The organism is Variovorax sp. P1_H2, assembly GCF_056405295.1.
Map to the genome: position 1 here is coordinate 23,164 of NZ_JBFUCJ010000081.1, position 11,016 is coordinate 34,179.

General features: G+C 69.3%; 8 protein-coding genes and 1 pseudogene. 6 read left to right on the forward strand and 3 right to left on the reverse strand.

Features of this window, described 5'->3' with window-relative positions; translation table 11 throughout:
* Positions 1-112: 112 nt before the first annotated feature.
* Positions 113-1,816 (forward strand): SpoIIE family protein phosphatase, encoded by a 1,704-nt coding sequence (locus tag AC1D2E_RS23990; protein WP_478199713.1) that lies wholly within the window; start codon positions 113-115, stop codon positions 1,814-1,816.
* On the forward strand, positions 1,813-4,278 hold the full coding sequence (locus AC1D2E_RS23995; protein ID WP_478199714.1) for a response regulator: 2,466 nt from the start codon (positions 1,813-1,815) through the stop codon (positions 4,276-4,278). The genes AC1D2E_RS23990 and AC1D2E_RS23995 overlap by 4 nt, the downstream gene beginning before the upstream one ends.
* Positions 4,279-4,397: 119 nt before the next feature.
* On the opposite strand, the gene AC1D2E_RS24000 is transcribed toward AC1D2E_RS23995, so the two are convergent.
* From AC1D2E_RS24000 to AC1D2E_RS24010, 3 genes are read right to left on the reverse strand one after another with little or no spacing between them, the layout of a single operon-like run.
* Positions 4,398-5,768 carry an MmgE/PrpD family protein gene (locus AC1D2E_RS24000; protein WP_478199715.1) on the reverse strand — a complete coding sequence of 457 codons (1,371 nt, stop codon included), beginning with the start codon at positions 5,766-5,768 and terminating at the stop codon, positions 4,398-4,400.
* 50 nt (positions 5,769-5,818) lie between these two features.
* Complete coding sequence (locus tag AC1D2E_RS24005; RefSeq protein ID WP_478199716.1) at positions 5,819-6,790, reverse strand: Bug family tripartite tricarboxylate transporter substrate binding protein; 972 nt, start codon at positions 6,788-6,790, stop codon at positions 5,819-5,821.
* Between the two features lie 46 nt (positions 6,791-6,836).
* A complete protein-coding gene (locus tag AC1D2E_RS24010; RefSeq protein ID WP_478199717.1) occupies positions 6,837-7,529 on the reverse strand; it encodes a GntR family transcriptional regulator in 693 nt (230 codons plus the stop codon).
* A 143-nt stretch (positions 7,530-7,672) separates the two neighbouring features.
* Between AC1D2E_RS24010 and AC1D2E_RS24015 the strand changes: the two genes are divergently transcribed.
* From AC1D2E_RS24015 to AC1D2E_RS24030, 4 genes and pseudogenes are all read left to right on the forward strand, one after another.
* Positions 7,673-8,863: a CaiB/BaiF CoA transferase family protein gene (locus AC1D2E_RS24015; protein WP_478199718.1), complete on the forward strand. Its 1,191-nt coding sequence runs from the start codon at positions 7,673-7,675 to the stop codon at positions 8,861-8,863.
* A 1-nt stretch (position 8,864) separates the two neighbouring features.
* Positions 8,865-9,674 (forward strand): enoyl-CoA hydratase, encoded by an 810-nt coding sequence (locus tag AC1D2E_RS24020; RefSeq protein ID WP_478199719.1) that lies wholly within the window; start codon positions 8,865-8,867, stop codon positions 9,672-9,674.
* Between the two features lie 117 nt (positions 9,675-9,791).
* Positions 9,792-10,778 carry a zinc-binding dehydrogenase gene (locus AC1D2E_RS24025; RefSeq protein ID WP_478199720.1) on the forward strand — a complete coding sequence of 329 codons (987 nt, stop codon included), beginning with the start codon at positions 9,792-9,794 and terminating at the stop codon, positions 10,776-10,778.
* Between the two features lie 30 nt (positions 10,779-10,808).
* A pseudogene (locus tag AC1D2E_RS24030) lies at positions 10,809-11,016 on the forward strand (tripartite tricarboxylate transporter substrate binding protein); the annotation flags it as partial.

Below are 11,016 nucleotides of genomic sequence, written 5' to 3' on the forward strand. Positions count from 1 at the left end.
TGCGCTCTGAAGCGGAGATCCGCGCTGCTGCTAGTTGTGACAGTGGCTTGCCATCGCGCCCGCCGGCTCGGAGAATTCTTCCTGCACGGCACTCTAGCTGCTAGAGGATGTGATGAACCTCGAGCCTGTCCCTTCCGTCGCGCTGGTGGTGGACGACGAGCCGGTGGCCCGCCTGATGGTGAAGCTGACACTGGAAAACCTCGGCTGCGCGCCGGTCCTGGAGGCTGCCGACGGAATCGCGGCGCAGGAGGTCCTGCGCCAGCGCCCGGACGTCGCCCTGGTGCTGACGGACATCATGATGCCGCGGATGGACGGCCTGGAACTGCTGCGCTGGGGACGCCAGGCGGTGCCCGATGCCATGTGGATCGTCCTTTCGGGGTTGGAGACCTTCGACACGGCGATGGCCGCGATCCGGCTGGGGGCGTTCGACTTCCTGCCGAAGTCGCCGCGCTCGGAAGAAATGGGGGTCGTGGTGCGCAATGCGCTCGAGCGGCGGCAGCTGCTGGCTGACCGCGAGCAGCTGCACCGGGCGCTGCAGCGCAAGGTCTGCGAACTCGAACAGACCTCCGAAGTGCTGCGCCGCGATCTCGAGCGCGCGGAGGTCATCCAGCGCGCCTTGCTGCCGCACAGCCCGCCCCCCATGGAGGGCTACTGCATCCAGGCGGTCTACCGGCCGGGGCAGCATGTGGGCGGCGATCTCTACGACGTGGTCCGGCTGGGCGAGCAGCACCTCGCCTTCTACCTGGCCGATGCCACCGGCCACGGGGTGACTTCGGCGATGCTCTCGGTGCTGTTCAAGCAGCGGCTCGTGCTGGTGGACCCGGCGACCGGCCTCCCGCTGCCGCCGGCGGAGGTATTGGCCGCGGTGAACCGCTCGATCTGCGAGGCGCACGCCGCGCCGGGCCTGTTCCTGACGGCCGTCTTCGGCCTGCTGGATACGTCGGACGCGAGCCTCACGCTGGCATCGGCGGGCCATCCGCCAGTGCTGCACGCACGCGATGGCCGCGAAACGCGCCTGATCCGCCGCACGGGGCCCGCGCTCGGGCTGGCGCCGGACGCGCACTTCCAGCAGGAGCGCCTCCAGCTCCTGGCGAGCGACCGGATCCTGCTTTACACCGACGGGCTTCTGCCCTCCGGGTCGGAACGCGAGCTGGAACTGCTGCAGCAGGTGCTCGCCGAACCGCTCTCCAGTGCCCAGCAAGTGATGGCTCGACTTCACGCTGACGCGCCAGCGGGCGTGGACCGGGATGACGTGACCATCCTGCTGATCGACGCGCACGCCGGCGCCTCCTGGTTCGACAACGGCGCCGAGCTCCCCGCGGCTGCCGCATCCGGCGCGCCGCGGCCCGAGAGTGAGGCGGTGTTCTATGGCGAAACTGACCAGGCCGCCTACCTTGCGCTGCGCGGGCGAGCCAGCTGGATGCATTGCGACGCCTTCCATGAAACGGCCCTGGCCGTGCTGGACGGGGGGCGCCCCCTGGTGCTGGACCTCTCCGGCTGCGAGTACATGGACAGCACCTGCCTCGGCACGGTGCACGAGCTGGTCGCCCGGGGCGGCGTGGTGCTCGCGGGGGTGAGGCCGGCCGTGCGCGCCCTGTTCGAGGAACTGAGCATGCAGCAGGTGCTGGCCGCGGTCCGCGAGGACAGCCCCGCCGCGCCCGAGCTCTACGCGCTGGGCGCGGACAGCGACCAGGCGTCGGTGCAGAAGCGGATCCTGCACGCCCACGAGGCCCTTTCCGCGCTGAGCGAGCGCAATCGCGAGGAGTTCAAGGGAGTCGTCGAGGCGCTCCGTGGCGAGCAAGGCGGGCCGAGATGACCGCCGCCATTCGAGTGCTGCATCTCGAGGACGACCCGGCCGATGCGGAGCGCGTCCGGGCCAGGCTGCAGGACGAGGACCTTGGCTGTGATGTCGTCTGGGTGCAGACCCGGGAGGACTTCGTCTCCGCCCTGCATCGGCAAGCCTTCGACCTGATGCTGTCCGACTACGAAGTCGGCGGCCTGGAGATGCTGCGGCAGGTGCGGCAGCAGCGGCCGGAGCTTGCGTTGATCGTGATTGCCACCGCGATGACCGAGGACGAGGCGGTCGCTTGCATGAAGGCCGGCGCCACGGACTATGTCCTCAAGCAGCGGTTGCGGCGCTTGGGTTTCTCGGTGCGGCGAGCGCTCGCCGAGCAAGTGCAAACGGCGGCGCTGCGCCGGGCGGAAGAAGACCTGCGTGCCCTCAACGCCGACCTGGAGGCGCGGGTGCGCCTGCGCACCGCCGAACTGGAAACAGCCAATGCGTTCCTGAATTCGGTGATCCACCACATCCCCTATCAAGTCATGGTCAAGAACGCCATCGACCTGAAGCTCGTCCGCGCCAACCGCGCCATGGAAGAGTTGACGGGGCGCAGCGAGCAGGAGCTGCTCGGCAAGACGATTCACGACTTCGTCAGTTCCCCGGAGGAGGCCGACTTCTTCACGGCCAAGGACAAGGAGGCGCTGGCGCTGGGCCGGGAAGTGGACATCCCCGAGGAGACCCTGCATGCGCACGATGGCAGCGTGCACGTCCTCCACGCGAAGAAGATTCCGATCCTCGACGACGCCGGCCAGCCGCGCTACCTGCTGACCATGGCGGAAGACGTGACGGAGAGGAAGAAGAAGGAGCGTGAAATCGAGCGGCTGAATTCGGCCCTGGCGCAGCGCAGCGCCGAGGTGGAAGCCGCCAACCGCGCCAAGAGCACCTTCCTGGCCACCATGAGCCACGAGATCAGGACGCCCATGAACGGCGTCCTGGGCATGCTGGAACTGCTGAGCCTGACCGAACTGGACGCCGAGCAGCGCGAGACGCTCGGGCTGGTGCGGGAATCGAGCCGGTCGCTGCTGCGCATCATCGACGACATCCTCGATTTTTCGAAGATCGAGGCCGGCAAGCTGGAGATCCGCCCCGAGGTCGTCTCGATCAAGCGCCTGGTCGACGAGGTGCAGAGCCTCTACCTGGGCAATGCCAGCAGCAAGGGCCTGATCGTCCGGCGGATGGTCGATCCGCGCATCAGTCCGGCGCTGCGGGTCGATCCGGTGCGCCTGCGCCAGATTCTCAACAACTTCGTCAGCAACGCGATCAAGTTCACCTCCGAGGGCTGGATCGACATCAACGTGCAATGGCTGGGGCGGGCGGAGGGACAGGAGAAGCTGCGGTTCGAGGTGAAGGACACCGGCATCGGCATCTCTGCGGCGGATCAGCAGCGCCTGTTTCAGCCCTTCAGCCAGGCTGACGGTGACGAGGCGCGGCGGCGGCCGGGCGGCACCGGACTGGGACTGGTCATCTCCCGGCAGCTGGCGCAGATGATGGGAGGCACGATCCGCATGGAAAGCGCGCCCGGGATGGGCACCACGATCATCCTGGAATTGTCGCTTCCGGTCGCCGAGCCCCTGCCAGGCAGCACTGCCGACGACGAGCGGGCGCTCACGACGGCCACGGTCATGCGCCGCGTGGCGCCCGGCACCGCGCAGGCCGAGACGGAGGGAACGCTGGTGCTGCTGGCGGATGACCATCCCGTCAACCGCATGCTGATCCTGCGCCAGATGCGAACGCTGGGCTATGCCGCCAAGACTGCCGAAGACGGCGTCCAGGCCCTGGAGATGTGGAAGGCGGGTCGCTTCGGGCTGGTCATCACCGACTGTCACATGCCCCACATGGACGGCTACGAACTGGCGCGCAGCATCCGCAGGCTGGAATCCGACGCGGGGCGCGAGCGCGTGCCGATCATCGCCTGCACCGCCAACGCGCTGCAGGGAGAGGCCGAGGCGTGCCTCGCTGCCGGCATGGACGACTTCCTGGTCAAGCCGGTGGAATTGGCGCAGCTGACCGACAAGCTCGATCGATGGCTGCCGCTTCCCCGAGCCCCCTCGGCGTCCACCGCTCCCGCCGACGCGAGCCCGGAGGCCGGCCCCTCCGCCAGCCCGATCGACCAGGCGCTCCTCACGGCGACCTGCCTTGGCGACGCAGCGATGGTGGGCGAGGTGCTTGCAGCCTTCCGGCGAACTTGCGAAGACGACTCGGCCGGACTCAGGCAGGCAGTGGCCGCCGAAGACGTCCCCCAGGTCACCCAATGCGCCCACCGCATGGCAGGCGCCAGCAAGATGGTCGGTGCGCTCGCGTTCGCGGCCGCCTGCGAGGACATCGACCGCGCGGGCCGCATCGGCGACTGGAAGGCGGTTCTCGCCGGCATGTCGCCGTTCGAGCGGGAACGACTGCGCCTGGCTGCCTATTTCGAGGGCCGCAAGGAAATAGTGTGAACAGGCCTTAGCGGGCAAGCCCGTCCCATCGGTTTTCCGGTCGAGGCACAGGTGACCGAGCACGTGCCGCCGGCAGACGCTCAGCCTGGCTGCGCGCGCACGGTGGCTGAAGGCACCGCCTACGGGCGCGCCAGCCGGGTCAGTTCGCGGACGTCCGAAGCCGCGCCGAGCGCCCAGCAGGCGCCCAGCAGCGCTGTCGTTTGCGGCACGCCGAGGATCGCGTCCGACAGGCCGTGGAACTTGCGCTCCAGGTCGGCGTCGCTCATCGGGCGCTGCAGCGAGCCGATCGCATGGGCGACCAACACATGCTCGCGGCGGCCGTCCGCGAGCACCGCCGTGACGTCGGCGCTGGCCTCGTCGATGCCGTCGTCGACCGTCGCCACGACCTTCCGGCGCAGCGCGACGACGTCGGGGCGGTTCACGATGTCGTCGGCGAATTCCTCTTCCGCCGCCCGCCCGAACACCAGCCCGGCCGCGCAGCCGTGATAGACGCTGAACTTGCCCTGCAGGCCGTCGGCCGGTTCCTTCTTGCCGGTGAGTTCGAGCACCAGCGAATGGACCTTGAGCTCGATGCGCTCGACCTGCCCGGGCTGGATGCCGCGCTCGCGCAGCTGCACGCAGGCGTCGATGCTCGGATGGATCACGATGCCGCAGGCGAAGGGCTTGTAGCTGTTGAACGAGATCTCGAAGCGCTCGCCGAGTTCGTCGGTGACTTCGTTCCAGGCGTACTTGGTCGACACCACCTGGGCCCAGCCGCGCGGCGCCTCGATCGCCCGCGGGCTCGCGGTGTAGCCGTGCTGCGCCATCAAGGCCGACATCAGGCCGGCACGCGCGGCGCCGCCCGGATGGAAGGGCTTGGTCATGGTGCCGAACTGCTCGCGCAGCCCGACCGGCTGCGAAGCCGCGATGCCGAGCGCCATCGCGGTGCGGTCGGCGTCGAGGCCGAGCAGGCGCGCGCAGCCGGCCGCCGCGCCCAGCATGCCGGTGGTGCCCGTGATGTGCCAGCCGCGGTCGTAGTGGTCGGGATAGACCGTGTTGCCGAGCCGGCAGGCGACGTCGATGCCGAGCACCAGCGCATCGAGCACCGTGCGGCCGCTGGCGCCGGTGTGCTCCGCCAGGGCCAGCACCGCCGAGGCCACGGGGCCGGCCGGATGGATGATGGTCTTGAGGTGCGTGTCGTCGAAATCGAAGGTGTGCGAACTGATGCCGTTGAGCAGTGCGGCGCTGCCGATGTCGACCTTCTCGGCGCGGCCGAGCAGGGTGGCTTGCGGCGCCGGTTGCAGCACCTGCACGGCGGCCAGCGCGGCCTCGACCGCTTCATGCCGTGCGGCGCCGACGGCGCAGCCCAGCCAGTTGAGAAAGGTCCGGTGGGCTTCGTGGTCGACCGCGTCGCTCCAGCCGCGCGAGGCGTGGCCGGCGACGTATTCGGCAAGGATGCGGGTGACGGGGGGGGCGTTGTGGTCGGCGGCGACCTGGGTATTGCGTGCCATGAATGAAAAGTCTTCGCGTGGTCGGTGGGAGTGGAARGGGAAGTCGGGGCTCAGTTTTCGAGCTGGATGTTCCGGTCGCGGGCGAGCTGGGTCCAGCGCGCCACGTCGGCGCGGATGTAGTCGCCGAACTGCTGCGGGCTCATCGGCATGGGCTGGATCGCTTCGATCGACAGYTTCTCGCCCATGTCGGGCGCCTTGAGCACCGTGTTGAGCGTGTCGTTGAGCACCCGCACCACGTCGGCAGGCATGCCGGCCGGACCGACCACGCCGTACCACTGCATGGCTTCGAAGCCCTTCAGGCCGAGTTCCTCGAGCGTCGGCACGTCCTTGATCTGGGGATGGCGGGCCTTGCCCGTGACGGCCAGCGGCCGGGCACGCCCCGACTTGATGTGCGGCATGGCGGCGGCCAGTCCCGGAAACATGGCCTGGGTCTGCCCGCCCATCAGGTCGGTGAACGCCGGCGCGATGCCGCGGTAGGGCACGTGGGTCATCTGCAGGTCCGCCTGCTGCTTGAACAGTTCCATGGTCAGGTGGGTCAGCGATCCGGCACCCGCCGAGCCGTAGCTCAGCTTGTCCGGATTGCGCTTCGCATAGGCGATGAATTGGGCGAAGTCCTTGGCCGGCACATCGACGTTGACCACCAGCACGTTGGGCGTGCCGCCGATCATGCCGATCGGCGTGAAGTCCTTGACGGGGTCGTAGGACAGCCGCCGCGTCGCCGGACTGGTGCCATGGGTGGCGACATAGCCCTGCATCAGCGTGTAGCCGTCGGCCGGCGCGTGGGCGGTGTTCTGCGAGGCGATGACACCGCCGCCGCCGCCCTGGTTGTCGACCACGAAGGTCTGGTTGAGCAGCTTGCCCCATCGCTCGGTCACGGTGCGGCCCACCATGTCGCTGCCGCCCCCCGCCGCCACCGGCACGATGTAGCGGATCGGCCGGTTCGGGAAGGCCTGGGCGCGGGCGAGGCCGTGAAGGCCCGTCAGGGCGAAGGGGAGGGCGAGCGTGAAGGCGCGGCGTTGCATGGACTTGTCTCCTGATGGTTGTTCGGGTTCACGCGGGCGCTGCCGCTCAGGGAGGGCAGCGCTGCAAGCGGCCGTAGGCGTCGTTCACATGGCGCGCCATGAGTGCCTCGCAGCGGGCGATGTCGCCCTTGCGCAGCGCGCGGGCGATCCTGGCGTGCTCGGCGATCGATGCCCGCATGCCGGTGTCCTGCGACAGGTTCTTCAGGCGCGACAGGTGCAGCTTCTGCACCACGCCGCGGTAGCTGTCCGCCAGGACGTGGTTGCCTGCGGCTTCGACGATCGCCCAGTGGAAGTTCAGGTTCTCGTGGTAGTAGCGCTGGACCTCGTGCGCAGCCGCGGCGGCTTTCATCGCGACGATGAAGGCGTCGAGCCGATCGGCCAGCGCGATGCGGGGTTCGTCCGCGAGCCGGGCGGCGCGCCGCCCCGCCAGGCCGTCGAGCAGTCCGCGCATCTCGTACAGATCGCGGACCTCGTCCGCGCTCGGCTCGCGCACGAAGACGCCGGCGTGCTTGCGCGCCACCACCAGCCCGGTGCTCTCGAGCTCGCGCAGCGCCTCTCGCACCGGCACCCGCGAGATGCCGAGCCGGGCAGCGACATCGGGCTCGTTGATGCGCTGGCCGGGCAGCAGTTCACCGCGCAGGATCATCGTCAGCATGTCGTCGCGGACCAGTTTGGCGAGCGGGACGTCGCGCGCGGCGGAGAGGTCTTCAGGGGTGGGTCGGGCGAGCCAGGGCAGCATGGATCATCTTTCGTCTTCGAAATATCGTATACGACTTGGCGAGGGAATACGATAGATATGTTCTCTATTTCAACAAAAGTGTTGACACTTATGAGGATCAAAGAAAACAATTCGATCCTCCAAATTCACCCGCGGCCGCCCGAATGCCCCATCTGCCAGCCTCATCCGCCCTGCAACGCTTCCGCGTCGTCGACCTGACCCAGGTTCGCGCCGGCCCCACGGCCTGCCGCCAGTTGGCCGATTGGGGCGCCGACGTCATCCAGGTCCAGATGCCCGAGCACATGCGTGGCGACGACACCCTGGGCGGGCAGGACGGCTCCGACTACCAGTACACCCACCGCAACAAGCGCTCGATCACGCTCAACCTCAAGGAGGACGCGGGCGTCGAGACGCTGAAGCGGCTGATCGCGGGCGCCGACGTGGTGGTCGAGAACTTCAGGCCCGACGTCAAGTTCAGGCTCGGCATCGACTACGAATCGCTCGCGGCCGACAACCCCGGCCTGGTCTACGCCAGCATCTCCGGCTTCGGCCAGACCGGCCCGCTGGCGACCCGCCCGGGCTTCGACCAGATCGCGCAGGGCATGGGCGGCCTGATGTCGGTGACCGGCCTGTCCGGCGACGGCCCGGTGCGGGTCGGCATCCCGATCGCCGACCTCTGCGCCGGCATCTTCGCGGCGCAGGGCATCCTGGTCGCGCTGCTGGAGCGCGAAGCCTCCGGCCGCGGCCAGTGGCTGCATACCTCGCTGCTGGAGTCGATGGTCTACATGATGGATTTCCAGACCTCGCGCTACCTGGTCGACGGCGAAGTCGCGAGCCAGGCCGGCAACTTCCACCCGACCAGCATCCCGACCGGGGTCTACAAGGCGCGCGACGGCTACCTCAACATCGCCGTCTTCGGCTCCAAGATCTGGGAGCGCTTCTGCCACATCCTCGGTGCGCCCGAATGGATCACCGACCCGCGCTACCACGACAAGCCCGCGCGCTCGGTCAACCGCGATGCGCTCAATGCCGAGATCGAGCGGCGCCTGGCCGCGCAGGACCGCAGCCACTGGATCGAACAGTTCAATGCCGGCGGCGTCGCCTGCGGGCTCATCAGCGACATGCGCGAAGTCTTCGCCGAGCCGCAGATCGCGCATCTCGGCATGGTCAAGGAGGTGGTCTCGCCCCGGCTCGGCCGCCAGCGGCTGGTCGGCCAGCCGATGCAGCTCGAGCGCACGCCCAGCACCATCGCCCGCGCCGCGCCGCGCCGCGGCGAGCACACCGAAGAAGTGCTGCTCGAACTGGGCATCGCCGCCGACGAGATCGCCCGCATGAGAGCCACCGGAGTCTATTGAGATGTCGAACCCCCCCTATGCATCGGGCACCGAGCGCGTCCAGACCTGGCGCGATGCCTCCACCCTGCATATCCGCTTCAACAACCCCGCGCGGCACAACGCGCTGTCGGTCGACATGTGGGAAGCCGTGCCGCCGCTGCTGCGCATCGCGCAGGACGACGACCGGGTGCGGCTGGTCGTCTTCTCCGGCGCCGGCGAGAAGGCCTTCGTCTCGGGCGCGGACATCTCGCAGTTCGAGGACATGCGCGCCGCACGCGAGGCCGTGGCCCGCTACGAGGCGATGGCCGAAGAGGCGCTGACGAGCATCCACGACTTCCCGAAGCCGACGCTGGCCTGCATCCGCGGTTACTGCATCGGCGGCGGCGTCAACGTGGCGATCAGCTGCGACATCCGCATCGCCGCGGCCGACGCCGTGTTCTCGATTCCCGCGGCACGGCTGGGCCTGGGCTACCGCTACTCGGCGATGAAGAACCTGGTCGACCTGATCGGACCGGGCGCGGCCAAGGACCTGTTCTTCACCGCCCGGCGCATCGATGCCGCGGAGGCGAAGTCGCTGGGCCTGGTCTCGCGCTTCTGCGCGCCCGAGGCGCTCGATGCGCTGCTGGCCGAATACACCGGCGCCATCGCCGACAACGCGCCGCTGACCATCGCGGCCGGCAAGGCGATCACGCGCGAGATCCTCAAGCCCTCGCCCGAGCTCGACCTGGCGCTGTGCACCTCGCTGATCCGCGGCTGCTTCGAGAGCGCCGACTACACCGAGGGCCGCAGCGCCTTCATGCAGAAGCGCAAGCCGGTCTTCACCGGCCGCTAGATGTGGCCCCCACGCTCCCTCACTGCGTGTGGTCGCTGCCCCCCGGGGGGGCCGCAGGCCGCCTTGGGGCGGCCCGGCGCCGGCCTGGTCAAACGAACAACGAGAAAGAGAGACACCATGCAGTCCTACTGGATGCAGATGACCGACACGGCCAGCGTGCTGGAACGGCGCGAGACCCCCATGCCCGAGCCCGGACCGCAGCAGCTGCTGTTGCGCATGCGGGCCGCGGCGCTCAACCGCGGCGAGTTCGTGGCCGGCCATGGGCTGCACGGCCAGGTCGGCAGCTGGAAGGCGATCGGCGGCGAGGGCGCCGGCGAGCTTGTCGCCGTGGGCGCGGAAGTCACCCGCTTCAAGCCCGGCGACCGGGTGATGGGCCGCTGCGCCGGCGCCTTCGCCGAGTACGCGCTGATGGACGAGGCCGAGGCCATCGCGGTCCCCGCCGCCCTGTCCTGGGAGGAGGCCGCCGGCATCGCGATGACCTTCCTGGTGTCCTACGACATGCTGGTGCTGCAGGGGCGCGTCCAGGCCGGCGAATGGGTTCTGATCAACGGCGTGTCCTCGGGCGTCGGCGTGGCTTCGCTGCAGCTCGCGAAGGTGCTCGGCGCGAAGGTCATCGGGACCTCGGGCTCGGACGACAAGCTGGCGCTGCTGCGCCCGCTCGGCCTCGACGTCGCGATCCGCACCCGGGCCGCCGATTTCGCCGGCGCGGTGCGGGAGGCCACCGGCGGGCACGGTGCCGACCTGGTCGTCAACACGGTCGGCGGCACCGTCTTCGCCGAGGACATCCGTGCCATGGCCTTCGAGGGCCGGCTCGCCACCGTGGGCTACGTCGACGGCGTGGTGCATGCCGAGCTGGACCTCGCGGCGCTGCACGCGAAGCGGCTGACGCTGTTCGGCGTCTCCAACAAGCTGCGCAGCAAGGCCCAGCGGGCCGCCGCGGTGCCGCGCTTCGTCGCCGAGGTGCTGCCCCACATCGCCGCCGGCGCCATCAGGCCGCAGATCGACCAGGTGTTCGACTTCGCGCGGCTGGCGGACGCCAAGGCGCGCATGGAAGCCGGCGGCCATGTCGGGAAGATCGTCCTGCGCATGCCGACGGCACCCTGATCGCCCCAAAAAGAAGAAGGAGACAAGCCCATGAACACGAGAACCCTGGCCCTGGCCATCGGCCTCTGCGCCTTCGGCAGCACGGCCCCGGCCCAGCCCGGCGACTATCCGAACAGGCCGATCCGGCTGGTCATCGGCTTCGCGCCCGGCGGCGCCGCCGACTACGTGGCGCGCGCCGTCAGCGATGCGCTGGGCAGGGCGCTCGGCCAGCCGGTGGTGGTCGACAACAAGCCGGGCA